This is a genomic window from Streptomyces sp. NPDC003635, from assembly GCF_053587635.1.
In genome coordinates, this window is record NZ_JBSFOK010000017.1 from 134229 (window position 1) to 157809 (window position 23581).

The 23581-nt window shown below is 68.9% G+C and carries 24 protein-coding genes; 9 read left to right on the plus strand and 15 right to left on the minus strand.

Features of this window, described 5'->3' with window-relative positions:
• Positions 1–107 precede the first annotated feature (107 nt).
• The 3 genes from ACWDRW_RS18450 to ACWDRW_RS18460 form a co-directional block, all read right to left on the minus strand.
• On the minus strand, positions 108–689 hold the full coding sequence (locus tag ACWDRW_RS18450; RefSeq protein ID WP_451724370.1) for a hypothetical protein: 582 nt from the start codon (positions 687–689) through the stop codon (positions 108–110).
• 124 nt (positions 690–813) lie between these two features.
• Positions 814–1179: a hypothetical protein gene (locus ACWDRW_RS18455; protein ID WP_451724372.1), complete on the minus strand. Its 366-nt coding sequence runs from the start codon at positions 1177–1179 to the stop codon at positions 814–816.
• 377 nt (positions 1180–1556) lie between these two features.
• Positions 1557–2129, minus strand: coding sequence for a DUF308 domain-containing protein (locus ACWDRW_RS18460; protein WP_451724374.1), 573 nt, complete (start codon positions 2127–2129; stop codon positions 1557–1559).
• A 110-nt stretch (positions 2130–2239) separates the two neighbouring features.
• Here ACWDRW_RS18460 and ACWDRW_RS18465 point away from each other — a divergent pair, with 110 nt between their 5' ends.
• Complete coding sequence (locus ACWDRW_RS18465; RefSeq protein ID WP_451724377.1) at positions 2240–2842, plus strand: TetR/AcrR family transcriptional regulator; 603 nt, start codon at positions 2240–2242, stop codon at positions 2840–2842.
• 113 nt (positions 2843–2955) lie between these two features.
• A complete protein-coding gene (locus tag ACWDRW_RS18470; protein ID WP_451724380.1) occupies positions 2956–3561 on the plus strand; it encodes a dihydrofolate reductase family protein in 606 nt (201 codons plus the stop codon).
• Positions 3562–3879: 318 nt separating this feature from the next.
• Here ACWDRW_RS18470 and ACWDRW_RS18475 read toward each other — a convergent pair whose 3' ends face one another.
• Both ACWDRW_RS18475 and ACWDRW_RS18480 read right to left on the minus strand, forming a co-directional pair.
• A complete protein-coding gene (locus ACWDRW_RS18475) occupies positions 3880–4998 on the minus strand; it encodes a fatty acid desaturase family protein (RefSeq protein WP_451724381.1) in 1119 nt (372 codons plus the stop codon).
• Positions 4999–5005: 7 nt separating this feature from the next.
• A complete protein-coding gene (locus ACWDRW_RS18480; protein ID WP_451724383.1) occupies positions 5006–6061 on the minus strand; it encodes a ferredoxin reductase in 1056 nt (351 codons plus the stop codon).
• 86 nt (positions 6062–6147) lie between these two features.
• Here ACWDRW_RS18480 and ACWDRW_RS18485 point away from each other — a divergent pair, with 86 nt between their 5' ends.
• On the plus strand, positions 6148–7287 hold the full coding sequence (locus ACWDRW_RS18485; protein WP_451724384.1) for a PucR family transcriptional regulator: 1140 nt from the start codon (positions 6148–6150) through the stop codon (positions 7285–7287).
• Positions 7288–7362: 75 nt separating this feature from the next.
• Here the strand turns inward: ACWDRW_RS18485 and ACWDRW_RS18490 are convergent, their stop codons facing one another.
• From ACWDRW_RS18490 to ACWDRW_RS18505, 4 genes are all read right to left on the minus strand, one after another.
• Positions 7363–7650, minus strand: a complete 288-nt coding sequence (locus ACWDRW_RS18490; protein ID WP_451724385.1) for a hypothetical protein — start codon at positions 7648–7650, stop codon at positions 7363–7365.
• Entirely contained in the window at positions 7647–8504 is an 858-nt protein-coding gene (locus tag ACWDRW_RS18495; RefSeq protein ID WP_451724387.1) for an MBL fold metallo-hydrolase, read from the minus strand. Before ACWDRW_RS18495 ends, ACWDRW_RS18490 begins: the two co-directional genes overlap by 4 nt.
• A 252-nt stretch (positions 8505–8756) precedes the next feature.
• Positions 8757–9416 carry a response regulator gene (locus tag ACWDRW_RS18500; protein ID WP_451724389.1) on the minus strand — a complete coding sequence of 220 codons (660 nt, stop codon included), beginning with the start codon at positions 9414–9416 and terminating at the stop codon, positions 8757–8759.
• Positions 9413–10540: a sensor histidine kinase gene (locus tag ACWDRW_RS18505; protein WP_451724391.1), complete on the minus strand. Its 1128-nt coding sequence runs from the start codon at positions 10538–10540 to the stop codon at positions 9413–9415. The genes ACWDRW_RS18500 and ACWDRW_RS18505 overlap by 4 nt, the downstream gene beginning before the upstream one ends.
• A 231-nt stretch (positions 10541–10771) precedes the next feature.
• On the opposite strand from ACWDRW_RS18505, the gene ACWDRW_RS18510 reads away from it, so the two are divergent.
• Positions 10772–11188 (plus strand): DUF6223 family protein, encoded by a 417-nt coding sequence (locus ACWDRW_RS18510; RefSeq protein WP_451724392.1) that lies wholly within the window; start codon positions 10772–10774, stop codon positions 11186–11188.
• Between the two features lie 104 nt (positions 11189–11292).
• Here the strand turns inward: ACWDRW_RS18510 and ACWDRW_RS18515 are convergent, their stop codons facing one another.
• Positions 11293–11709, minus strand: coding sequence for a contact-dependent growth inhibition system immunity protein (locus ACWDRW_RS18515; RefSeq protein ID WP_451724394.1), 417 nt, complete (start codon positions 11707–11709; stop codon positions 11293–11295).
• Here ACWDRW_RS18515 and ACWDRW_RS18520 point away from each other — a divergent pair.
• From ACWDRW_RS18520 to ACWDRW_RS18535, 4 genes are all read left to right on the plus strand, one after another.
• Positions 11708–11896 (plus strand): hypothetical protein, encoded by a 189-nt coding sequence (locus tag ACWDRW_RS18520; protein WP_451724396.1) that lies wholly within the window; start codon positions 11708–11710, stop codon positions 11894–11896. The genes ACWDRW_RS18515 and ACWDRW_RS18520 overlap by 2 nt on opposite strands.
• Positions 11897–12656: 760 nt before the next feature.
• Positions 12657–13661, plus strand: a complete 1005-nt coding sequence (gene ppk2, locus ACWDRW_RS18525; RefSeq protein WP_451724399.1) for a polyphosphate kinase 2 — start codon at positions 12657–12659, stop codon at positions 13659–13661.
• Positions 13662–13954: 293 nt separating this feature from the next.
• The gene (locus ACWDRW_RS18530) at positions 13955–14254 is read left to right on the plus strand and encodes a hypothetical protein (RefSeq protein ID WP_451724401.1); all 300 of its coding nucleotides are present in this window, start codon (positions 13955–13957) and stop codon (positions 14252–14254) included.
• Positions 14251–14640: a fic family toxin-antitoxin system, toxin component gene (locus ACWDRW_RS18535; RefSeq protein WP_451724403.1), complete on the plus strand. Its 390-nt coding sequence runs from the start codon at positions 14251–14253 to the stop codon at positions 14638–14640. Before ACWDRW_RS18530 ends, ACWDRW_RS18535 begins: the two co-directional genes overlap by 4 nt.
• A gap of 59 nt (positions 14641–14699) precedes the next feature.
• Here ACWDRW_RS18535 and ACWDRW_RS18540 read toward each other — a convergent pair whose 3' ends face one another.
• From ACWDRW_RS18540 to ACWDRW_RS18560, 5 genes are all read right to left on the minus strand, one after another.
• Positions 14700–15671, minus strand: coding sequence for a hypothetical protein (locus tag ACWDRW_RS18540; RefSeq protein WP_451724406.1), 972 nt, complete (start codon positions 15669–15671; stop codon positions 14700–14702).
• A 186-nt stretch (positions 15672–15857) separates the two neighbouring features.
• Complete coding sequence (locus ACWDRW_RS18545) at positions 15858–16835, minus strand: CU044_5270 family protein (protein WP_451724407.1); 978 nt, start codon at positions 16833–16835, stop codon at positions 15858–15860.
• Complete coding sequence (locus tag ACWDRW_RS18550) at positions 16832–17428, minus strand: RNA polymerase sigma factor (RefSeq protein WP_451724408.1); 597 nt, start codon at positions 17426–17428, stop codon at positions 16832–16834. Before ACWDRW_RS18550 ends, ACWDRW_RS18545 begins: the two co-directional genes overlap by 4 nt.
• Positions 17429–17844: 416 nt before the next feature.
• The gene (locus ACWDRW_RS18555) at positions 17845–18459 is read right to left on the minus strand and encodes a CatB-related O-acetyltransferase (RefSeq protein ID WP_451724425.1); all 615 of its coding nucleotides are present in this window, start codon (positions 18457–18459) and stop codon (positions 17845–17847) included.
• Positions 18460–18853: 394 nt separating this feature from the next.
• Complete coding sequence (locus ACWDRW_RS18560; RefSeq protein WP_451724410.1) at positions 18854–20281, minus strand: non-reducing end alpha-L-arabinofuranosidase family hydrolase; 1428 nt, start codon at positions 20279–20281, stop codon at positions 18854–18856.
• Between the two features lie 1554 nt (positions 20282–21835).
• Here ACWDRW_RS18560 and ACWDRW_RS18565 point away from each other — a divergent pair.
• Positions 21836–23266, plus strand: a complete 1431-nt coding sequence (locus ACWDRW_RS18565) for an endo-1,4-beta-xylanase (RefSeq protein ID WP_451724412.1) — start codon at positions 21836–21838, stop codon at positions 23264–23266.
• Positions 23267–23581: the final 315 nt, after the last annotated feature.

Here is a 23581-nt window from a genome sequence, read left to right on the forward strand (position 1 = left end):
CGACGTACCTGCACTGGCCGCACCGCGTGGCCCCGCTTCCTACCGAGGCGAGAGACCTGCTCACCCTGCCGCGGCTCCCGATCAGAAGACGCGTAGGGCCGCCGCCATCAGGCCTGGGACCGTCCGTGGTCCGTCCCCGCTGCTCCCGCTGTCACGTGTTCCGGGGAGTCGGTCGGAGGAAGCAGCATCGCAGCAGCCTCGGCGTGCAGGGCGTCCAGTGTGGTGGCCTGCTCCTCGGCCCGCTGCAGCAGGAGCTGGAGCTGGGCGGGTTCAAGGCGGGGGTCCGATCGCGCGGCGTGGTGGAGGGTGCGCCACAGCAGGATCTTTCCCTGCACGCCAAGCCGCATGGCTTCGAGCTCGACCAGCAGGGTCAGGCCGGAGCGGCGCAGCAGCCGCCCGTTGGGCTTGACCCGTCCGATCTTCTCGCCCAGCCAGGCTCCGTAGACCTTGTAACGCCGGGTGGGCACGTCCAGGTCGGCCATGAGACGCAGCAGTGCCGAGCGGTCCTGGGTGATCGCGGCGGCCAGACCGCGCAGCTCCCGGCCGTGCTCCGACTCTCCGTGCTCCTGGACCATGCGTCGAGCCAGTTCGACACCGCCCGTCGCACCGGCAAGGTGGTCATTGAGGTAGATCGCCAGCATGCGTGAGGGCGCGGGGGCGCCGCCGGAGCTGGTGGCTGTGGCACTCATGAGCTGCCTCCGGGATCTGAACGGTGCCGATGTCCACCGAGTGCCCCGGTTGCCGTAATCAAGCGTTGCAGGCCAGGTGTAACCGGCGGGCCGGACCCGTCAGGCTTTCCTCTCCACCACGCGATCACATCTCGGCTGGGGCATCCTGCCAGTCGTCGCTTCCTCCAAGCAGCTCGGTGAGGCGCAGCCCGGGGTCGTCGGCCTCGGCGGCCCATCGGTCGTAAGTCGCCTCCCGCAGCGGGGCGATCCGGGAAGGCCATGGCAGCCGGTAGCGATGGGTGAAGGGCGCCTCGCCGGGCTGCTCGATGGTGAGCCGCTGGCCCAGCAGGCCGCTGCGGTGCCGCACCACGGCACCGGGCTGGACTTCGATCCGCCGGTCGCCGATGGTCAGCACCCGCCGGTCTCCGGCTCGGCGGAGCTCGGCCCGCACGCGACCGAGCCGCCCGGACCAGAGGAGCGTGCCCGGTGAGGGAATGGGTTCGGCTTCCATCGGACTCCTCCGGGCGTCTGGAGAGCAGGGCCTGCGGCGGCGAGACCGGTCACGGCAACCGCCTGAACAGGATGTCCCCCTACCCGCTCCAACAACAAGATCTTCGGGTGAGACAAGGCCCGATCTCGTGCCGGGAGGGGGACGCTCCGTCCGATGAGGGTGCCCGAATCCCTCGCTGCATGTCGCGCGCATGGCGCAGATCGGGGCGGCCCCGGGACTGCGGCGTGGGCTGCAACTCCGCCTGGCGCCGCCAACCCGCGCGACCGGCGGCATGCCGATCGGTCCGACGACCGCGCGGGCCGAACGCAATGCCCGGCCGTACTTCGGCGACGGGCGTGCATGACGTGGATGCGCGATGAGTCCGTGCCGACGGATGCTCAGCTTTTCCGGTGCCCGGAGTTGAGGCGTAGCGCGGAGGCGAGGAAGAAGACGCCGCCGAGGAAGGCGTATCCGGCGAGATTCGCGAGCGTGGCACCGTCCCTGCCGGCCTGGAGAACGAAGCTCGCGCCGGCGAGTGTGGAGATGGCTCCGCTCACGATCATCGGCCACTGTCCGCCCATCCGGCGCCGCACCAGGCCCACTGTGAATTGCGCGATGCCCGCAGTGATGGCCCAGACGCCCCAGACCCGCAGGACGGCCGGGATGCCCGACGTGAGCGCGACGGCCAGGGCGATGCCAGTGACCACGCTGAGCGCGATGTTCACCAGCAGTCTCCTGGTCGCGCCGTCGTCCGCCCGGGCCGACCGCAGGTCGATCACCGCGCAGGCCGCGTCGAAGAGGGGATAGAGCACCAGCAGCGCCCCGCTGAGCAGGCCCAGACTGTCGGCCGTCGAGAAGAGCAGGGCCGCCCAGACGGCGGCGAACGCGAAGCGCAGGAGATACAGCTTGCGCAGAGCCGCCAGGAACTCGGTCTGAGCGGTGGGAGTGGGCCGGCTGACGACGGTGTCCATGGCGGATCCGCCTTTCAACTCGAGGGAGAACGTTCGGTCTCTTTTCATCATTGGACGCCCCGGTCACCCTGTCAAGACCGAACGTTCTCCCTCGGGGGTAAGGTGGGGTCATGAGTCGGAAGACGAACGCGGGCAGCACGTCAGCAGCCCGGGCGCGGCTGCTCGGGACCGCCGTCAGGATCTTCTACGCGGAGGGGATCCACTCCGTCGGCGTTGATCGGATCATCGAGGAAGCGCAGGTGACCCGGGCTACCTTGTACCGGCACTTCTCCGGCAAGGAGGACCTTGTCCTCGCTTACCTCGAGCAGGCCGACCAGGCCATCAGGGCCCAGCTGTTGGCCGCCCAGGAGGGCCTGGAAACCCCGGCCGACAAAGTGCGCGCGGTCGGCCGCGCCATCGCCGAGGGCATCCGGTCCGAGGGCTTCCGCGGCTGCGCCTTCCTCAACGCCGTGGCCGAGTATCCCGACGCGACGCACCCGATCCACCAGGCCGTACTCGCACACCGGCAGTGGTTTCTCGACACCGTCACGGATTTGCTGGCGCAGGTCGGAGACGAGCCCGCCGAAGCAGCGGGGCGGCACTTCGTCATGCTTCGCGACGGAGCCATGGCCGCCGGATGCCTCACCGACTCCCGACTCATCACCGAGACGTTCCTGGAAGGCGTCGAAGGGGTCCTGCGGGCACGTAATGCGGCACAACCGGCGGGCGCATAACACACCGGTCCGAGAGTCCACGCGAATTACAGCGAGACCAGTCCGAGCGGCGAACTGCGCTCACGGCTCTCTCAGCAGGACAATCACGTGACACCCCAGGAAAGGACACCGCAATGTCGGAGCTTCTCGTCGACTTCATCACCTCCCTCGACGGCTACGCGTCGGGACAGGGGTGGCCCGGGTTCTGGGGGCTGGAGGGGCCGGAATATCTCGCATGGCTCGGCGCGCAGCCCCAGGCCACCTACCTGATGGGAGCGAACACCTACCGCCTGATGTCGGGCTTCGCCGCAGGCGAGGTCCCGGAGGGCCAGGACGAGTTCAGGCCCGAAGAAGAGGCGTCCGTCGACGAGCTCACGCAGGCCTCCAAGGTGGTGTTCTCCTCTTCACTCGAGGAACCGCTGACGTGGGCCAACTCCACGCTCGTCCGCGACGACGCCGTCGAGGCGGTCCGCGCCATGAAGTCGAGTGGCTCGGGGCTCCTCAGCACGATCGGCAGCCTCAGCCTGTGCCGGTCCCTGCTGCAAGCCGGACTCGTCGACCGCTTCCGGGTCGTGATGTTCCCGGTGATCACCGGGGCCACGGGCGAAGAGCGCATCTACGACGGCTATCCGGACGTCGCGCTCGAGATGATCGAGCACCGCACCTTCGACGGCCGCATCCAACTGGTCGAGTACCAGCCCCGCGTACTCGAGCACCCGCCCCTCGCCGTCCCCGCGTGACGTCGCCCTGCCCCCCGGTCTGCCCGACCGCCGGCCCGACGCCGTCGGGCGCGCGCTAGACCTCATGAGCGGCGGACGGCCAACACCGCAGGCGGGCACCAGCGCCCGCCACCCGTCCCAGTTCGGCTCACCCACCCCGGCAGCAGCGCCGGTCGGGCACAGGGGCGGCGGGCATCGGTTCCGGCTGTGTGCACGTCGTAGCCCCTGCCTTCCAGCCGGAGCGCCCGTCGCCTTCCAGCCGGTGCGCCCGTCGGCAAACCGAGGGCGCCTACGCATCCGACTATGACCCGACCATGGCAGGATCCGACCGACCAGGAATCAGGCCGCGAGGACTTCCTGCTCGCGGGCCGACGTTGTGACCTTGGGCTTCTTGTTCGGCAGCGAGAGCCGGACGACCTTGCGCCACGCGGAGAACACCTGCTTGGGCAGCGGTCCGGTCACGTACTCCAGCTCGTACTTCTCGAACAGCGCGCGCACCTTCACCGCGACCTCGGCGTACCGGTTGCTCGGCAGGTCCGGGAACAGGTGGTGCTCGATCTGGTGCGAGAGGTTGCCGGTCATGAAGTGCATGGCCTTGCTGCCGCTGATGTTCGCCGAGCCCATCATCTGGCGCAGGTACCACTCACCGCGCGTCTCGCCCTTGATCGACCGGCGCTCGAAGACCTGGACGCCCTCGGGGAAGTGCCCGCACATGATCACCGAGTGGGACCAGATGTTGCGGACCACGTTCGCGGTGAACGTGGCGGCGAGTGTGGTGAGGAACGAGGGGCCCGACAGCAGCGGGTGGATCACGTAGTCCTTTAGCACCTGCTTGCGGATCTTGCGGCCCACGGCCTTGGCCCGCGCTCGGAACTCCGGGTCCTTGCGGCGGTGCTTGCTCAGGTTGTTGCCCAGTTCGAGGTCGTACGCGGCGATGCCGTACTCGAAGAAGCAGGCGTTGATGAAGTTCCACAGCGGCTGGCCGAGGTGGAAGGGCTGCCACTTCTGGTCCTCGTCGACGCGCATGATGCCGTAGCCGAGGTCGTTGTCCTTGCCGAGCACGTTGGTGTACTTGTGGTGCAACTCGTTGTGCGAGTGCTTCCACTGGTCGGCCGGCGAGACATGATCCCAATCCCAGGTGGTGGAGTGGATCTTCGGGTCCCGCATCCAGTCCCACTGGCCGTGCAGGACGTTGTGACCGATCTCCATGTTGTCCATGATCTTCGCCACGGACAGCCCGGCTGTGCCGATCAGCCACGCGGGCGGGAAGAACGAGAACAGCAGCACTCCCCTGCTGGCCAGCTCGAGCTTGCGCTGCGCCGCGATGACCTTGCGGATGTAGGCGGCGTCTTTCTCGCCGCGGCTGGCGATCACCTCGTCGCGGATCGCGTCCAGCTCGCGGCCGAGCTCCTCGATCTGCTCCGCGGTCAGGTGGGCGGTGGGGTCGATGGCGGTCAAACTGTTCCTACCGTTCGATGTCGCAGGGGCCCGCGGCGGCGGACACGCAGGTCTGGATGAGGACGCCCGGTTCGGCTTCAGTGATCTCGCCGGTGCGCAGGTCACGGACGGCGCCCGCCTTGAGCGGTGTGGTGCAGCCGAAGCAGATGCCCATGCGGCACCCGGACGGCATGAGCACGCCGGCCTCTTCGCCGACGTCCAGCAACGGCGTGGCGCCGTCCGCGTCGACGGTCTTGCCGGTGGCACTGAAGGTGACCTCGCCGCCGTCGCCGGCGACGACGATGCTGGGGCGGAAGCGTTCGGTGTGCAGGCGCTCAGGAACGCCGTGATCGGCCCAGTGCTTCTCAGCGGCGTCGAGCAGGCCCGCGGGCCCGCAGGCCCAGGTCTCGCGCTCGGCCCAGTCGGGCACGAGTTCGTCGAGACGGGCGATGTCGAGCATGCCGTCTGTGTCGGTGTGCACCTCGGTGAGCTGCAGCTTCTTCTTCGCGACCAGGTCGTGCAGTTCGTCGCGGAAGATCACGTCGTGCGGCTGGGGCGCGCAGTGGACCATGACGACGTCGTCGAATGCGGTGTCGCGCAGCATGCCCATGACGGGCGTGATCCCGCTGCCGGCCGTCAGGTAGAGCACCTTGGCGGGCTTGGCCCGCGGCAGCACGAAGTCACCGGTCGCCTGGTCGAGCTGGATCAGCGTGCCCGGTTTCGCCCTGCGGACCAGGTGGTTGCTGACTTTGCCGTCCGGGATCGCCTTGACGGTGATCGTGACGCGGCCGTCCTCGCGGTCGGTCGGCGAGGTGAGCGAGTAGGCACGCCACAGGCGCACCCCGTCGACGTCGACGCCGATACGCACGTACTGACCGGCTCTGTGCCCGCGCCAGCCCCGTCCCGGCCTGATCACGATCGTCGCGGCGTCGCCCGTCTCGGGGTGCACGGCCTCGATGCGTCCCCGCAGGTCAGCGCCCGCGCGCAGCGGACTGACCAGGTCGAGGTAGTCAGACGGCAGCAGCGGCGTCGTCACCATCTCCAGTAGTTTCCACGCCCTGCTGCGGAGGGCTGTACTCGTCATGTCTCCAGCTTGCTGTGCCCCAGGGCGTAAAGTCCTGACCGCAGGACGTGAATCTGGTCGCCAGAATTGTTCGCAGGGAATAAAAAATGAGCCATGTGATCCGGAGGGCCAGTGAACTGGCCCTCGATGAGACGACGGTCACAGCACTTCGGGCAGCGCTGAAGGCCACCGCCGACGAGGTCGTCCAGGCGATCATCGACGAGGTCCCTCCGTACGCCAACGCCCTCACAGGCCACATGGGCGCCACCATCCGCCGAGCCGTCCGCACCGCCCTGGGGCACTACCTGGACCTCGCGAGCGGCAACGCCACGGCAGGCGACGGCAGTGACGCGGCCTACGAGCTGGGCCGCGGCGAGGTCCGTGACGGCCGTTCGATGGACGCCCTCCTCAGCGCCTACCGCGTCGGCGCCCGCGTGGCCTGGCGATGCCTGGCAGCGGGAGCCGTACCGGCAGGTCTGCCCGCCGCCGAGGTCGCCAAGTTCGCCGAGCTGACCTTCGCCTACATCGACGAGCTCTCGGCCGCGAGCGCCGCGGGCCACGCCGACGAACTGGCCGCCCGGGGCCGAGAGCACGAGCGCCACCTGGAGCACCTGGCCCGCGACCTCCTCGCCGGCGCGAGCCCGGACGTGCTGCTGGTATCGGCCCAACGAGCCGGGTGGCAGCCTCCGGGGTCGCTGACCGCGGTCCTGCTGCCCGCCGCCCAGGCCCGGCCCGCCTATCGCACACTCGATCCGAGCACCCTCGTCCTCGACGATCTGCCGGACGCCACCGGTGTGCTGCTCGTCCCCGACTCCGACCGGTCACATCTCTTGCGGCAGCTCACCGACCGCACCGCCGTGATCGGCCCCGCCCGGCCATGGACCCGAGCGTCCGCCTCGTACGCACGAGCCGTACGCGCACGGTCTCTCTCCCCCGATATCCGCGACACCGAGGACCACCTGCCCGAACTGGTGCTGAGCGCCGACGCGGACGCACTCGCAGACCTACGTGCCCGGGCCCTCGCGCCGTTGCGGACCTTGCCCGCCGCGACCGCACGGCGGCTGGAGGAGACGTTGCGGGCGTGGCTGCTGCACCAGGGCAGGCGGGACGACGTGGCGGCGGAGTTGTTCGTCCATCCCCAGACCGTTCGCTACCGGATGTCGCAGCTGCGGGAGCTGTTTCCGGATCTCGCATCGCCCCACCGCGTCCTCGAACTGACGTTGGCGGTCGCACTTCGGGACAACTGACGAGTACGCCGACCGCTTCTTGATCGAGAACCTGGTCCTGGGCCCGTGTCGGCGGCCAGTTGGTGCGGAAGATCGTCAGGTGAACAGGTCCATGAACAGCACCGCAGCGAGGAACGCGCCACCGACCCCGCCCCCAGGCAGGCCAGCAGGCCAGGTTCGCCGCAGCCCTGCAGACGGGCACGTCGAGGCTTCGACCCTGACCTCATCGCTTTCCGGAGGGGTGAAGGCGACCTCGGGACAGAAACGGAGGTCGCCGTCGCCGTCCGTGGCCTCCCGAACGTAGACGATCTCCGCCTCGATCCACTGCCAGGCGGCCCTCACTTTGGCACCCCTGAGGGCGGAACCGGCGGCCCTCTCGATCACACGGAGTGGAATGGCTCCGTCAGGTGCGGAGTCGCCAGGTGCATCGTCGTGCCGGCTCCGCTGCGAAGCGTGCGCTCCCTTGAGTGCCTGGCCGCCTCGGGGTCGACCTCGTGCGCGTAGGCGAGTTCGGGATGCAGGAGTTGGAGAGCGTGTACCAGGAGGTCGCCGGTGACGAGCGCCAACTCCCGTCCGTCGGCGACCAGCACGCTCTGGTGGCCGGGCGTATGACCGGGCGTGGCGACCGCGCGCCCGACGCGCAGCGGTGTGTCCCCGTCGAGGAGCCGGAGCCGACCGGCGGCCTTGAGCGGGTCGATGAGGGTCTCGCGCAGCTGGGGGTTGAGCGCGTCGACGGCGTCGAACTCGGCGTGCTGGAGCAGGTATTCGGCGTTGGGGAAATAGGGCCGGCGACTGCCGGCCGGGGCATCGCCGTTTCCTGCGCCGTCTGTTGAGGGGACAGCGGCCTCGGTCACCACCGCCCACCCGACGTGGTCGGTGTGCAGGTGGGTGAGCACCACGGTGTCGACGGCGGCCGGGTCGATGCCGGCGGCGGCCAGCGACGCGGGGAGAGCGCCGGGCACCGGCGCCCACGAGGCGGCCGGGCTGTCCACCGGACCGATCCCGGCGTCCACCACGGCCAGGCCCTTCTCGCTGCGGATCGCATAGGCCCGGAACTGCAGCCACCAGCGTCCCTGCGCATCGACCGCACCCGGATCGTAGTGGTCGGCCTCGGCCCACTGAGCGGCCGTCGCCCCGGGGAATGCCTCGGCCCGCGGTGAGAAGAACGGGCCTTCGGCGTCAGCGAGGGCGATGATCTCGGTCGAACCGATCCGCAGACGGGGAATGCTGAGAGACATGGCAGCGATCCTGCCATGTCGTCAGCGGAGGTGGAGACGCCGTCTGTGTCTACTGACGCGGCCCGGCCACACACCGAAGTCGGAGTCTCAGCTGCCCTGGTAGTCGGTCAGAGCACTCCGGCCCCAGGACCACGTGCGCCGCGTCGCCGAACGCCTGAGCCGTGGTACGGGTCTTGCGAAGCCGAACTCCATGACGACAGGCATGTCTCCAAGACCTCCGGCTACCGTGAACTGCGGGTGCCCCAGGCGCTGTCAGCCGTTGCGTGGGGCGACCAGGCCGGATTCGTAGGCGAGGACGACGAGTTGGGCCCGGTCGCGGGCGTGGAGTTTGGTCATCGCCCGGTTGATGTGTGTCTTGGCGGTCATCGGACTGATCACCATGCGGTCGGCGATCTGGTCGTTGGACAGGCCCTGTGCGACCAGTGCGACCGCTTCACGTTCCCGGCTGGTCAGTTCCTCCAGCGCCGCGCCGGTGGCAGGCGGCGGCTGGGTGACGTATCGGTGGATCAGCTTCCGGGTGATGGACGGGGCGAGCAGGACGTCACCGCGGGCGGCGACCCGAACGGCGTGCAGGAGGTCCTCCGGCATGATGTCCTTGACCAGGAATCCGGCGGCTCCTGCGCGCAGCGCTTCGAAGACGTACTCGTCCATGCCGTAGTTGGTCAGCATGACGACGTGCACGTCGGCCAGGGCCGGGTCACCCGCGATGCGGCGTGTCGCCTCGATGCCGTCCATGACGGGCATCTGGATGTCGATGAGCGCGACGTCCGGCAGATGTTCCTGGATGAGCGCCACGCCCTGTTCGCCATCGGCGGCTTCGGCCACTACCTCGATATCGCCCTCGAGGTCGAGCAGCGCGCGGAAGCCGCTGCGGATGAGCGGCTGGTCGTCGACCAGCACGACACGGATCATGATGCTCGCTCCACGGGGAGTTCGGCCTGGACGGTGAATCCGTGCTCGCTGCGCGGCTGCGCGCGCAGCCGGCCCCCCAGGGCAGTCACGCGCTCACGCATGCCGAGCAGCCCGAGGCCGGGAGCCGGTACGTCGTCGGGGGTGGCCTTGCCGTCATCGTCCACCCTGATGGCCAGCGCGCCGGGCCGGTAGTCGATCCGTACCGTCGCGGTGGTGGCGTTGGCGTGGCGTGCGGTGTTGGTCAGCGCCTCCTGCACGATGCGGTAGGCGGTCCGGCCCACCGCGGCCGGCACGTCCTGCCGTTGCCCTTCGATCGTCAGCGTCACGTCCAGGCCCATCGAACGGGCCCGCTCGACCAGTTCCGGTACGTGCTCAAGGCTCTGCGGCGGGCTCGTGTCGTCGTCGCGCAGGGCCTCCAGGGTCGCCCGCAGCTCCCGGGTCGCCTCTCGCCCGGCCGCCTGGATCGCCAGCAGTGCCTCAGGTACCTGCTCACCGCGCCGGCGCGCGACGTGGACGGCGACCTCGGACTGCACCTTGATGATCGAAATCTGGTGGGTGAGTGAATCGTGCAGCTCCCGCGCGATGTGCAGCCGCTCCTCGTCGGCACGGCGCCGAGCGGTTTCCTCCCGCGTGCGCTCGGCTTCGTCCGCCCTCCGCTCGGCCTGGCGCAGCGCCTCGCCGGCGGCAAAGGCGGCGATCAACCAGGCGATTTCCAGGACGTTGCGGGCCTGCGCGAATGCCTCGCGCGCCGGCCCGTCTCGAAAGACCAGCGCCGTGAGGGGAAGGATGATGAGCAACGACACGGACACCGCCACCGTCATGGCACGATGCCCGGCCCGCACGGCGCCGTACACCGCCACCAAGTACGAGACAGCGAGCACCCCGAAGCCCGCCGCCTCGTACCCCACCGCGCACAGGCCGGTGACCGCCAGCACGGCGATCGGAGCCCTGCGGCGCGCCACCAGCGCCATACCGCCCGCCGCCAGCAGCACGGAGCCGAAAAGCTGCTCCTTCCCGGCTTGGTGCTGCCCGGCCAACCCCGATCCCAGCAGCAGTGCCGCCACACTGACGGCGATCACCCAGTCCATGGCACCGGCCGGGACACGAAAACGACCTGTGTCCATGCGCGCACCCTAGCCGGACGCCGCTACGGGCGAGTCCCGCCAGCAGACGAGTTGTCGACTACCGCACCCGCGGTAGGGGCCCGCCATCTGCCGCACCCGTGGCAGCCGACTGCCACGGCGACGTCAGTTCGAAAAGACCGCGCCCGCCGGACGACCAGCAGTGCGGTCGCCAGGCACGCTCAGGGAACAGCGAAACACGGGATTTCGCCGCACATGAAGGAGGAGAGCGGCATGAGCGCAGCAGAGGTATTCACGGTGGCCGCTGAGGGCGGGGTCATCGGCGACGGGCGGACAGGGGCCAACCTGGCCCTCGGCGTGGGGGTGATCGGCGTGGCCATCGGCTGGCTGTCCCTGGCCCGCCTCGCGGGCCGTATCACCACGGGCAACGCACGCACCGGCGCTGTCTCGGCCATGGCGGTGGGCCTGATCGGCGTGGCTCTCGCGATACTGCACCTTGCCACCTCCAGTGGTGGCCCCGGCACCGGCAACGGCATGGTCGGAGCCGTCGCGGCCATCCCGTTGGGGCTGATCGCCATGGCCCTCGGCTGGCGCGCTCTCGTCCGCTCCCGGCGGACCGGGCGCACCGACGGGACAGCACAGGACGAGAAGTTCGGGTCCGCGGCACAAGCGCCCTTCGGACTGCGCTGACGGTGCACTGAGCGGCACAGCGTTGCCTCCGACAACAGCCGACCGACGATGGGCCGGAGCCCGGGTGACGCGTCGAGCACACGCGACGATACGGCAGAACAAGATCAGTCGACCCGGGCGACGAACCCGGCGAGTTCCGCAGCGGCACCGCGAGGCAGATCGGCAATGGCTTCCTTGGGCAGGCCGGTGATCACGTCACGCAGCCTCTCTTGGAGGTCAGGGATCATCGACCAGGCGGAGGCCGGGGCCTGGAGCGCGGCGAGCAGCAGGTCTCCCTCGTAGAAGTAGGCGTCCAACAGGGGTTCCTCGAGCAGCAGGTGCACAGCGAGCGGAAGGACGTAGGCGAGCGACACCTGCTGGGAGACGAGCGTGCGCAGATCCGCTGGACTGAGGTCGTTCAGCGGTACACATCGCAGGCTGTGCACCTTGCGGACCAAGTGCGTCGCGTCTGCGGCCGGTGGGCTCCAGCGCGGCGGGTCGAGTTCGTCGAGGGTACGGTCCAGCTGTGGCAGGTACGCCATGCGTTCATTGTCGGCCCTCGGCGGGAGGGGCCTGTCCGGGGGCCGGCGCCGCTCCGCGGACGGCGTCTCGGCGCTGGTCGTTCTGTCGACCGTGTGTGCCAGGACGGCGCGCGGCCGCCAGGTCGTCCTGAGCGGGCGTCCCGACCGGCTGTCCGCCGCCGATCACTGCCGTCGCCCGATCACGTAGCAGCGGTGGTGGTGGCTCACGTCATGAGTGCAACGGATCAGGAAAGGGAGACCCAGCATCTCGGCAGGAGAGAGCCGTGGCGACCACCTCACCCTGCTCTCTCCGCCTGCAGCCGCTGGAGACGCGGCGCCGCACATGCTCGCCGCTCCGGGTAGTCGCTGGTCAGAGCGCCGAGGCACTCAGCCGCACGGAGCCGCCTTGCGCACCGCGGATCGCCGTAACGCCCAGGCAGCCTTTGCGCCGCGGAGGGCGGGGCGGGCCGCGCACCCTTGCGCCGAACCAGGGACGACCAGGCCCCACGAGGCACGTGCCGACGGCGGCCCGGCGGGTCGCGGTCCAGCAGGACCGCACCAGCTGGCGTGATCCCGGGCGGAAGGGGCACGTGGTCCAGCAGATCGCCCAATACGACGTCTCAGCGAGTTCGGGAGCCTCTCATGATCGTTTCTGCCTGTGCCGTCCCCGCTGTGCCACCTCCCCCACGTCTGCTGTATCGCGACGTCACCAGAACGGCGCCCGGCGCGGCCAAGGCCCCGGCTCGCGCGCCGGGCCAAGACACCCGGCCCACTGGAGCGGCTGTTGAGCGACCCTGCAGCTCCAGCTCACACGCGACCGGCGACAGCGGCCACTCCGGGCGCGGGGCCGGTCGCCGTCTTTTGTCGTGAGCCCCGTCCGCAGCGGCCGTCGTCGTCAATCCACGCTCGCCGGCACGCCGGGCGGATACCGTCCACGTCGACATCGAGGGACAACCGGGAGATAAGTGATGTCAGAGAACGACCATGCGGCCGGTTCGCACGAGGGCGCCGCGACGAGAGCCGAAGAAGAGCTGCTCGACGGCCTCAGCGTCGACGAAAGCCGGCCGGAGAAGCCGATTCTCCTCGATGCCGACGGAAGCCCCGTGGACACCTGGCGGGAGAACTATCCCTACGACCAGAAGCTGAAGCGGTCCGAGTACGAGCGGACCAAGCGGGTGTTGCAGATCGAGCTGCTGAAGATGCAGCGCTGGGTGAAGGAGACCGGTCAGCGAATCGTCGTGCTGTGCGAAGGCCGCGACGCGGCCGGCAAGGGGGGCACGATCCAGCGCTTCACCGAACGGCTCAACCCGCGCGGCGCCCGCGTCGTAGCGCTGGAAAAGCCGACCGAACGGGAAATGGGTCAGTGGTACTTCCAACGCTACGTGCCCCATCTTCCGTCCCGCGGTGAGATCGTCTTCTTCGACCGCTCCTGGTACAACCGGGCCGGAGTCGAACGTGTGATGGGCTTTTGCACCGAGGCCGAGTACCGCACGTTCCTGGAACAGGCTCCCTTGTTCGAGGAGATGCTGACCAAGGACGGCATCCTGCTGGCGAAGTTCTGGTTCTCCGTCTCCCAGGCCGAACAGCGCACCCGTTTCGCCATCCGCCAGGTCGACCCGGTACGCCGCTGGAAGCTTTCCCCGACCGACCTCGCCTCCCTCGACCGCTGGGACGACTACACCAAAGCCAAAGTCGACATGTTCCGGGCTACCGACACACCCCACGCCCCCTGGACGGTGGTCAAAAGCAACGACAAACGCCGCGGTCGGCTCGAGGCGATGCGCAGCCTGCTGTACCGCTGTGACTATCCGGCCAAGGACCATGCCGCCGTAGGAAAACCCGACCCGCTGATCGTCGGCGCCGCCAACACCCTGCTGGAGGCCGATGAGGAACCCACCGACCTCTCTCCCACCCCCCTGGCCGGCTACGACCAACGCCCCGGCTACCACCCCGACACCGACCCACATGCCTGACGGATCGCCCCTCAGCATGTGCGTCGCTGTGTTATAAGGCATACGCCGATTGTCCAAGGCCCAAGGCCCTCAACCTGCGCTCATGGCCCTCCAGGCCCTCACCCTGCGCTCATCGCCCGCCAGGCTCGGAACCTGCGCCATCGCTCTCACTCGACGGCGGAGGGCCGACCTCACCACGCGATCTCCACCGTCGCCCCGCGAGAACCGCAGCCGCGCAGGTTGAGGCCTGCCCCCGTTTCCGGACCTGGTGAGCGTCTGGCTCTCCGTGTGGTACCGGAGGTACCATCGGTACCATGTCGCAGCCCAAGGCCATGAACCTGCGCTTTCCCGATCCGGCCCAGCGCACCGCGATCGAGGCCGCCGCACGACAGGCCGGTGTCAGCCTGCAGGAATACATCCTGTCCGCTGCCTACGATCGCGCCACCGCCGTGGAAGCACGCTTCCTCGAAGCGTTCAGGACGTCGATGACCCGCAGCGGAGACGCGTTTGCCGAAAGCGCCGGCGCGGTCGATCCCAGCCAGGAGCAGCGCGCCGCGGAGCTGGCCGCTCGGCGTGATCTTGAAGGGGCGAAGAGAAACGGCAACGCCGCGTGACCCAGCACGAACCGCTCCACCCGCTCGACGTGACCTTCCTTCTGCACGCCGCCGAACTACTGCCCGGCGATCCGCAGGTGGACGACCTCGGGCCGCTCTACGCAGCCGTGGCCCGCGTCAATGCCCGGGCCCTGGAGCACGACGTCTACGGGTCCGTGTACCTCAAAGCGGCCGCGCTGCTGCAGACGCTCGTCAGGCTGCCCTGCCTGGAGCACTCCAACGAGGCCTTCGCCTGGCACTGCGCCGAGGCCTACCTCACCTTGAACGGCCGACACCTCGACTACCCGCCGAAGGAAGCGGCCGCTCTGGTACGGGATGCGGCCTCCGGCACGACGGGAGTCGGCCTGACCGCCCGCCAACTGCGCATCTGGAGCAGTGGCGGCTGATGCCGTAAGTCACCCTCCGCTGCGCCAAGTCGCGCCGCGCGGGGCATAACGAAGCCGGATCAGGGGCGCAGGGCAACCCCGAAGCGCGTCCTCATCCGCCGCAGTTCCCACAGCGAGACAGCGGTCACGGACAGCGGACCACCGAGCGTGGAGCAGAACTGGACGAGTGGCGGGCCCCCCGGCAGGCCCTCGTCAATCAAGCTGAATGCGGCGAGCACCCACACCAGTGCCAGGGTCAGGACGGGCGGCAGCATCGGGTGGACCTGGGCGCTGTTGAACGTGCTGCGGGCCGAGTACAGCGACGCCATGAAGAAGAAGGGGAAACCCCACACGATCACGATCAGCGAGGCAACCGCCAGTACGTACTCCCACCAGCCCTTGCCGTTGTCGGCGTTGACCGTCAGGGCCGTCGCGACGAGGACTGTGCTGATCACGACCAGCGTCAGCACGTACCAGCCGACCGCCTTGAGAGGAGCGCGCAGCCGCGCGCGCAGATGCGGCCGCAGGTGCGGGGGCGCGTAATAGACGAATCCGACGATGACCAGAGGCGCGGCGACCATCAGCACGATCGGGGTGAGGAGGAGCTGCGCGGCACCGCGGTACGCCGCGTCCTCCCAACGGTCCGGATTCACGTTGTAGGCGAGGATCAGGGCGATGGTGGCGGCGGCACCGAGCACCGTGCGGGCCAGCTGCACGCGGTCCACCGTGCGGTCCTCGATCCGGCCGTTGCCCTCCTGCGCGAAGAGCCTGGTGGCAACACGATGCGCGGAGCGCAGGATCGCGCCGACCAGCCCGAAGACCCCGAAGGACAGGCACCCGTAGCGGCGCCGGGCGGCGGGCCTCGCGGGCTGGGGGCCGTACGGGTACGGAGGCTGGTTCGGGCTCGGGTACGGGCCCGGGTTCGGTGGCGGCGGGCCGTACGGGCCGCCCTGCGGTGGCCCGTAGGGAGCGCCCCAGCCACCCTGGCCTCCCGCTCCGCCGCCGTCAGCTTGACCGGGACCGAATCCTGGTCCCCAACCCCCCGCAGCCATGCGACTCCCCGTCCCCTGAGGCCAGTTCTGTGTGTGGCCTGTGATGCCACAGCGCAGTGTAGTGGCCCCTCAGGCGCCCGTTTACGGCATCTCGTGCGGGCCGGCGGGAGGGCACGCTCCGTAGCACAACATCAGGTACGACCAGGGGGCGCCCGGTGTTTCAACAGACGCCCCCTGGCGGGCTGTTCAGGGGCGGGCACCAGGCTGGTCCACGACGCCCCAGGCGGCGCGAGCGCTGACCATCTCCCTGTCGTCCCGCGTCTGCCCGAGGTAGGCGTAGGTGTGGGGATCGAAGAAGATCTCCTGCTTGCCCTGCCAGCCTGCCGCTGTCCTTTCGGCGTAGGTGACGCTCACGCTGATCGCCGCACGGCCGAGGGGGTCTTTCACGCCGGTGCTGACCCGGGCGCCGGGAATCTTCGCCAGGGCCCGGAACAGGCCCGCCTGGGCGTTCGGCGGGATCAGCACCGACCGGTACAGCACGTCGATCTCCCGCCAGTCGCGCTCCGCGCGTGTCTCGCCCTTGATGGAGCCGATGGCGTGCTCGGCGCGGATGCGCTGCATCATGCGCTCGGGGTCGCTGGGCAGGGTGGCGAGGAACCGGTAGAACTGCCGCTGGGAGCGGTCGTCGTAGCCCTCCCTCTTCCACCTCTCCTCCTGGTTGGGGCCGTACCAGACCTGCAGCTTGTCAGGGTCGAAGCCGGAGATGTCACCGGCCGGGGGGATGCCGGGCAGACGGGCGTGCCCGGTGCCGTCCCAACGGGTCCACTCCTCGCTGCTCTGCGGCTTGCCCTGGCCGAAGACAGTGCTCTTCTCGTACACCCACTGCTTCGGGCCGGGTTCGGTGCCGTCGTGCTTCTCGACGGTCAGGGCGGCTAGTTCAAGGGCGTGGGCGGAGGCGCCTGCCGACAGCATCCGAGGACCGTTCCCGCCGGGAACGCGGGTGCTGTCCTGGGGCAGGGTGACGACGATCCCGGTCGTCACGGCCAGGGCTCCGGAGGTGACGGCGCCGACCAGGATCATCCGCCTCCTGGGAAGGCCGGCAGGCTTCGACCGCGAGCCCTGGCGGATCGCCGTGGTCAGCCGGGCCCGCGGCGCGGTGAGCCGGGCGGCGTCGGGAAGGGGTGTGCCGGCGCGCAGGCCGTTCAGTTCGGAGATCTCGTTCATGCGGGGTCACCTTCGTGTAGGCGAGCATCGATCAGGGCGCCGTCGGCCGCACCGGCTTGAGTGCGCAGCTTGCGGCGGGCGCGGTTGAGGCGGGAGCGGACGGTGCCGATGGGAATGCCGAGCGCTTCGGCGATCTCCTGGTAGCCGAGGTCGGCCCAGGCGAACAGCAGCAGGACGTGTCGGTCGCCCGCGGACAGACGGGCCAACGCCCCGGCCAACGGGCGGACAGCGGCCTCCGCAGCGAGACGGTCGTCAGCGGCATCGGTCCAGCTGTCGGCGACCGGGTCATGGCCAGTGCGGGCCAGCAGCTTCAACGTCCTGACCTCCTCCCGACGATGTCGGCCGATCTGCTTGGCGGCGATGCCGAACAGCCAGGGCCGCACCCCGGCGCGAGCCGGATCGAACCGGGCCCGTATCCGGAAGGCCGTCAAGAACGTCTCCGCCGTCACATCGTCAGCCGCGTCCTGGCCCAACCGCCGAGCCACGTACTGATGGATCGCCGGGGCGTGTCGGTCAAAGAGCACCGCGAAACGCTCGGGTTCCTCGAGTGAGGCCGCGATGAGCTCGGCGTCACCGCGGGCCACGTCAGTCATGCACGTCCGTCCGTCGGTGGAGTCGGTGATGGTCAGGGTGGTAGTGAGTGTTCACACCCTGTACTTGCCAAGGCCCGGCCATCAGGTTCACGCCCCCGCCCTTCCAGTGGCCTCGTCCTGAGTAGGTCGATTAGGGGGCCGCTGCGGGGTGGGTCAACCGGCCGCAATCCTGGAATGAGCCTCAACTGCGCCGCGGAGCACCACTGTCCAGATGAACTCTTGACGGAGGCATCAGCAGCTTCGCGGTCTCCCACAGTCCGTCCGGAACGTTCCAACTCCATGCTCGCCGCCCCATACCGGAGCCAACGTCCGCCTCATCACGTGGGAATGGGGAAGCCACGTACGGTCGTTTTGGGGCGGAGGGTTGCAACTGCCTGCCGCATCTCGCTGGGTGCGGTGCGGCGGCCGTTCACACGTCAGGACCGGTCGCCGCCCGCGGTGACGCCCTCCAGTTCGTCGACGGTTCCCGCCATGATCGTGCGGACGTGCTCGGTGATGCGCTCGACCGGCCAGTCCCACCAGGCCACCGTGAGCAGCCGCTCGACGGTGTCCTCGTCGAAGCGGGTGCGGGTGAGACGGGCTGGGTTGCCGCCGACGATGCCGTAGTCGGGTACGTCGCTCGTGACCACCGCACCGGTCGCGATGATGGCGCCGTGGCCGATGCGGACGCCGGGCATGACGGTGGCGCCGTTGCCGAACCAGACGTCGTTGCCCACGATCGTGTCACCGGGATTGGGCAGTCCGGTCAACAGGTCGAAGTGCTCGGCCCAGGAGCCGCCCATGGTGGGGAACGGGAACGTCGACGGCCCGTCCATGCGATGGTTGGCGCCGTTCATGATGAAGCGGGTTGCCGTGCCCAGGGCGCAGAACTTCCCGATGACGAGCCTCTCCGGCCCGTAGTGGTAGAGCACGTTGCGGGTCTCGAACGCCGTCGGGTCGTCCGGGTCGTCGTAGTACGTGAAGTCTCCGACCTCGATCAAGGGGGACGTCACCAACGGCTTGAGCAGGACTACCCGGGGCTGTTCCGGCATGGGGTGCAGGACGGTCGGGTCGGCCGGTACGGGGGGCAGCACGGAGATGGCACCTCTCGGTCGGTCGGCGAGTGCCGCTGAGGCGACGGATGATGCACCATTCTCACCGTTCGGACGCGTCGATCAACTGGACACCGGGTTCGGTGACGCCCTCCCGGCGTCACTCCGGCTCGACGTCCGGGCGGCCGTACGGCCCGCGTCCGCGAACAGCTCGTCGAGGCGGTGTGCGCTCAGCCGTGACAGCGGCAGGAGGTGAGAGGAACCCCGGCCGGGGAAAGGCCGGGGTTCCTCGCAACACTGAGTGGCGGTCAGCGGAGGGAACGGCTCACGGCGTGCACCGCTCCCCCACCCGCCCGCGACCGCGGCACACCACGGTCATCGTGCATCGTGAGGGTCAGCGCTGCAGGGTGAGGACACCGGGCCGCCACGGCAGCCGGTTGTAGTCGCCCCCCGCGGTGGGGGACTTGCCCTGGTAGAGGAACTGCAGGTTGCAGGGGTCGATGGTCATGGTCTGGTCAGGGTTGTTGCGGACCAGGTCACCGTGGCTGATGTCATTGGTCCAGGTGGCACCGCTGTTGGCCTTGCCGGCGAAGGGGTTGTTCTCGGTGGCGGCCTGCGGGGTCCACGAGCCGCTGAGGCTGGAGGCCGTGAAGGAGCGGAAGTAGCGCCCGTTCGCGCCCATCGCCTCGACGATCATGAGGTACTGGTTCTGGCCCTGAACCTTGTAAACCTGTACGCCCTCGAAGAGGTTGGCCTTGGTGTCGCTCATGATCGTCGTGTACGACGAGCCGAAGCTGCCCGGGAAGTTCCCGAGCGGCATGCTCGCCCGGTAGATCTTGCCGTTGTCACCGGCGAAGAACAGATACATGTTCTGGCCATCGGCGATCAGGGTCTGGTCGATCGGTCCGGTGTCGGAACCGGAAATGCTCCCGGTGAACAGCGGCTGCGGAGCGGACCAGCCGTTGGGGTTCGTGGGATCGCTGGAGGTGCGGTAGATGAAGGGCCACGCACCCCACTGGTACGCCAGCACCCAGATGTTCTTGGGAGCGAAGTAGAAGAGCGTGGGAGCCACGGCGGCTTGGCTCATACCGGTCTGGCCGGCCGACGCCATGTCCGACCAGTTCGTGAAGGGACTGAACATCATCGAGCCGTACGACGACCCTGAGAAGTTCGACGCGTAGACGAGGTGCTTGCCGTTGTGCGTCACGGTGGTGAAGTCCTTCACCGCCGCCCACCCGTTCGCCGGCTGCGCCAGCACTCCCGTCGAGGACCACCGGTACGTCGACGGAAGGGCACACGTGCCGTCCGGCGGAGTCGTGCCCCCGGACAGGCCCGTCCACTTCTGGTTGCCGCCGCCGTTGCAGTTCCAGAGCTGCACCGCCGTGCCGTTGGCCGTACCGGCGCCCGCAGCCTCCAGGCACAGACCGGATTCCACGCCGACGACCGTGCCGTCGGCGTTGATCCTCCATTGCTGGTTGGCGCCGCCGGAACAGGTCCAGATCTGCACCCGGGTACCGGCCGTGGTGGCGTGGCCAGGAACGTCCAGGCACTTGTTGCCGTACACCGTGAGCTGGTTGCTGTCCGTCAGCGTCCACTGCTGATTGGTCCCGCCCCAGCAGTCGTAGATCTGCAGGTAGGTGCCGTTGGTCTGGCTGGCACCCGGCACATCCAGACACCGGTTCGACGCAACACCGCGCAGGGCGCCGGTGGAAGCGGCCTGAGCCGGAACGGCGACGAGCATTGCCGCGAGCGCGGCCAGGACCGCGACCGCGGCGGCGAACATCGCAGACGGATGTCTGCGACTGAAACTTCCTCGGTGCATGACACTTCCTCACCCTTGAGTAGGCGGTTCCGGTCGACCTCGTCAGAGGTTGTCCGGACTGTCGGTGCAGTGCGCTCGGTAGTGGCCTGGGAACAGCACGGCGGACCTCTCGTCACGTCGCGGTCATCCGTGGGTTGCCGGAAGGCCGGCGGCGCCGAGCGCCGTCGAGCGGCATGGACGCCAGGGATGACGACTCGGAGGACGACCGGGGAGGCCGTCACGGCCTCGCGCATCAGCGGGACTGCCGCAGCCGACAAGCCCGAACCCGGGGCACGGCGGCGTCCGAAGCGTGGGTGCGGGTTCATGCTCCTCCTCGTATGGCCGGTGCGGCTGGTGGTGGCCGCCTTCGGTTCGGACGGGCGCAACCCAGGCCTCGTGACTCGACCGAACCACCGAGCGCGCTGGCGTCCGGCCGAAGAGGACAGCGAATTGGCGAGCTCATGACATTTGCATCCGGCACGATTCCCTGCGCCTTTCCATGGCCGAGCGAGGCGATCCGGGACCTCCCGCGAGGGAGGCCTGGTTCGCAATTTCGAACAACGGTCGAGTTGTCGAGCACCCTGAATGATAGGGAGCCGCCGAAGGCCGTCAATACCTTCCGCACGCGTCGCAGTCGAGACCGAAACATTCGAGATACTCCCCGCCTCCGCTCGGCGCCCCAGCCAAAGGGGATCGCGGGTTACGGCCCCGACAATCGCCACCTCGCGCACGGGTCATGCACCGGCGCCCCAGGCATCCCCGTCGCAACCCGATCAGACATTCGGGCCCGTCCATCACACCCCAACCGGCGAAGCGGAACCGAACGAACGAGCGCGGGCAGCACTTTCGGGCCGATCCTGAAGAGCGACGAAGCCCCGAGGAGGCCGGAGTCCCCTGGTCAAGCTCACTTCGACCCCCGGGGGCCGCGCAGAAGAGAGTTGGCGAGTAAAAGCGGTCGCACGTCGGCCCCGACCTCGGCCTCCCCAGTGGCCTAGACCTCGCGAGTCCATCGTCCGCATCTGACGGGCTCGAAAGTTGCGAATCAAAATAAGAAACTTTCTCAGTTGGAGCTATTGACGATGCACCGCCAACACGCCAATCTCCCTGTCTGGGACACCGGGTGAAGTTCGATATGGCGGACCGCAGTACCCCAGCATCCACGCTCTACAGCGCCGCTCCACAGCACAGCTCCATGGCACAGTTCCCTGCACGCCTGCACGACAGATCCGCCCAACAGCACACCTGCGACAGCCCGTTCGTTCCGGTGTGGTTCGCGCCAGCGCATCCGGGCTCTCGGCGCAGCTGGACAGGCACCCGCCGCGACGTGACGGTCCACCGGCGGAGCAGCGCAAGGGGCGTACCTCATGGCATGTGTCGAATGACGGCCGACCCCCGTCGTCCGACGGCCGGCCACGGCCCGTGCCCGCTGAGATCGACCAAGCCGTACGACCACGGTGTCCCGTGATTCCGAGCTGCCCCGGCTCTGGTCCGTTCCCGCTCGCCCGCCGAACGGGAACGGGCCGCGCACTGCCCTGAGTTCAGTCCATCCGTCATTTCGACCTTGGAGGCGCAGTCATGGGCTCGTATGCCCTTGCCAGAACCCTCGTCCGCCGGAAGATCCGCGGCCTGCTGTTGGCACTGATTGTCGGCAGTCTCGGCATGGTCGGCGCACTGGTCGCGCCGCCGACCGCACACGCCGCCGAGAGCACGCTCGGCGCCGCGGCGGCGCAGAGCGGCCGCTACTTCGGTACCGCCATCGCCTCGGGCAAACTCGGCGATTCGGCTTACACCACGATCGCGGGCCGTGAGTTCAACTCGGTGACGGCCGAGAACGAGATGAAGATCGACGCCACCGAACCGCAACGGGGCCGGTTCGATTTCACAGCCGGTGACCGCGTCTACAACTGGGCGGTGCAGAACGGCAAGCAGGTACGCGGTCACACCCTCGCCTGGCACTCCCAGCAGCCCGGCTGGATGCAGAGCCTCAGCGGCAACGATCTGCGCCAGGCGATGATCGGCCACATCAACGGCGTGATGAGCCACTACAAGGGCAAGATCGCCCAGTGGGACGTCGTCAACGAGGCATTCGCCGACGGCAGTTCGGGCGCCCGGCGCGACTCCAACCTGCAGCGCACCGGCAACGACTGGATCGAGGTCGCCTTCCGCACCGCACGCGCCGCCGATCCGGCCGCCAAGCTCTGCTACAACGACTACAACGTCGAGAACTGGACCTGGGCCAAGACCCAGGCCATGTACGCCATGGTCCGCGACTTCAAGCAGCGCGGCGTGCCCATCGACTGCGTCGGATTCCAGGCGCACTTCAACAGCGGCAGCCCCTACAACAGCAACTTCCGCACCACCCTGCAGAACTTCGCCGCCCTCGGCGTCGATGTGGCCGTCACCGAACTCGACATCCAGGGCGCTTCGGCCACGACCTACGCCAACGTGACCAACGACTGCCTGGCCGTACCGCGCTGCCTGGGCATCACCGTCTGGGGTGTGCGCGACACCGACTCCTGGCGAGCGCAGGACACGCCGCTGCTGTTCAACGGCGACGGCAGCAAGAAGCCCGCCTACACCGCCGTCCTCAACGCACTCAACGGCGGCACCACCACGCCTCCCGCGGAGGGCGGACAGATCAAGGGCGTCGGTTCCGGCCGCTGCCTGGACGTGCCCAACGCCAGCACCACGGACGGCACCCAACTCCAGTTGTGGGACTGCCACAACGGCACCAACCAGCAGTGGACGTACACCGCCGCCGGCGAGCTCAGGGCCTACGGCAACAAGTGCCTGGACGCCGCCGGCACCAGTAACGGCACCAAAGTCCAAATCTACAGCTGCTGGGGCGGCGACAACCAGAAATGGCGCCTCAACTCCGACGGATCCATCGTCGGCGTCCAGTCCGGTCTCTGCCTCGACGCCGCCGCGGCCGGCACCGCCAACGGCACCCTGATCCAGCTCTACTCCTGCTCCAGCGGCAGCAACCAACGCTGGACCCGCACCTGACGGGACCGGTGACTGACCGGCGGGGTTGAGGCGACCGCCGACGGCGCGACGGCCCCATCAGCAGTTCGCCTGGTCGACTCCGGCGGGTCGGCACGTCCGGCTGGCCAACCGCTCAGCAACAAGGCGGTGGAGGTGCACGGCGCCTCCACCGCCGACCTCGTCCGGGCCGCGTACTGGAGATGCTGAGCGTCTCAGCACAGCGGCGCAGTCATCCACGGAGGCGGCCCGGTGGGGCGGCCCGACTACGGAGGGGCCTCGCCATAAACGCAGGGTGGGCTGGGCCAGAAGAATCTTCTGGCCCAGCCCACCCAGCGC

What these genes read in the sequence shown, in the direction of transcription:
- ACWDRW_RS18470 (WP_451724380.1), top strand. Translation starts at nt 2,956, where the DNA reads ATGTCGGAGCTTCTCGTCGACTTCATCACCTCCCTCGACGGCTACGCG.
- ACWDRW_RS18455 (WP_451724372.1), bottom strand. Translation starts at nt 1,179, where the DNA reads ATGGAAGCCGAACCCATTCCCTCACCGGGCACGCTCCTCTGGTCCGGG.
- ACWDRW_RS18565 (WP_451724412.1), top strand. Translation starts at nt 21,836, where the DNA reads ATGGGCTCGTATGCCCTTGCCAGAACCCTCGTCCGCCGGAAGATCCGC.
- ACWDRW_RS18505 (WP_451724391.1), bottom strand. Translation starts at nt 10,540, where the DNA reads ATGGACACAGGTCGTTTTCGTGTCCCGGCCGGTGCCATGGACTGGGTG.
- ACWDRW_RS18520 (WP_451724396.1), top strand. Translation starts at nt 11,708, where the DNA reads ATGCGTTCATTGTCGGCCCTCGGCGGGAGGGGCCTGTCCGGGGGCCGG.
- ACWDRW_RS18450 (WP_451724370.1), bottom strand. Translation starts at nt 689, where the DNA reads ATGAGTGCCACAGCCACCAGCTCCGGCGGCGCCCCCGCGCCCTCACGC.
- ACWDRW_RS18550 (WP_451724408.1), bottom strand. Translation starts at nt 17,428, where the DNA reads ATGACTGACGTGGCCCGCGGTGACGCCGAGCTCATCGCGGCCTCACTC.
- ACWDRW_RS18515 (WP_451724394.1), bottom strand. Translation starts at nt 11,709, where the DNA reads ATGGCGTACCTGCCACAGCTGGACCGTACCCTCGACGAACTCGACCCG.
- ACWDRW_RS18560 (WP_451724410.1), bottom strand. Translation starts at nt 20,281, where the DNA reads ATGCACCGAGGAAGTTTCAGTCGCAGACATCCGTCTGCGATGTTCGCC.
- ACWDRW_RS18465 (WP_451724377.1), top strand. Translation starts at nt 2,240, where the DNA reads ATGAGTCGGAAGACGAACGCGGGCAGCACGTCAGCAGCCCGGGCGCGG.
- ACWDRW_RS18480 (WP_451724383.1), bottom strand. Translation starts at nt 6,061, where the DNA reads ATGACGAGTACAGCCCTCCGCAGCAGGGCGTGGAAACTACTGGAGATG.
- ACWDRW_RS18545 (WP_451724407.1), bottom strand. Translation starts at nt 16,835, where the DNA reads ATGAACGAGATCTCCGAACTGAACGGCCTGCGCGCCGGCACACCCCTT.
- ACWDRW_RS18555 (WP_451724425.1), bottom strand. Translation starts at nt 18,459, where the DNA reads ATGCCGGAACAGCCCCGGGTAGTCCTGCTCAAGCCGTTGGTGACGTCC.
- ACWDRW_RS18485 (WP_451724384.1), top strand. Translation starts at nt 6,148, where the DNA reads ATGAGCCATGTGATCCGGAGGGCCAGTGAACTGGCCCTCGATGAGACG.
- ACWDRW_RS18540 (WP_451724406.1), bottom strand. Translation starts at nt 15,671, where the DNA reads ATGGCTGCGGGGGGTTGGGGACCAGGATTCGGTCCCGGTCAAGCTGAC.
- ACWDRW_RS18530 (WP_451724401.1), top strand. Translation starts at nt 13,955, where the DNA reads ATGTCGCAGCCCAAGGCCATGAACCTGCGCTTTCCCGATCCGGCCCAG.
- ppk2 (WP_451724399.1), top strand. Translation starts at nt 12,657, where the DNA reads ATGTCAGAGAACGACCATGCGGCCGGTTCGCACGAGGGCGCCGCGACG.
- ACWDRW_RS18510 (WP_451724392.1), top strand. Translation starts at nt 10,772, where the DNA reads ATGAGCGCAGCAGAGGTATTCACGGTGGCCGCTGAGGGCGGGGTCATC.
- ACWDRW_RS18500 (WP_451724389.1), bottom strand. Translation starts at nt 9,416, where the DNA reads ATGATCCGTGTCGTGCTGGTCGACGACCAGCCGCTCATCCGCAGCGGC.
- ACWDRW_RS18495 (WP_451724387.1), bottom strand. Translation starts at nt 8,504, where the DNA reads ATGTCTCTCAGCATTCCCCGTCTGCGGATCGGTTCGACCGAGATCATC.
- ACWDRW_RS18460 (WP_451724374.1), bottom strand. Translation starts at nt 2,129, where the DNA reads ATGGACACCGTCGTCAGCCGGCCCACTCCCACCGCTCAGACCGAGTTC.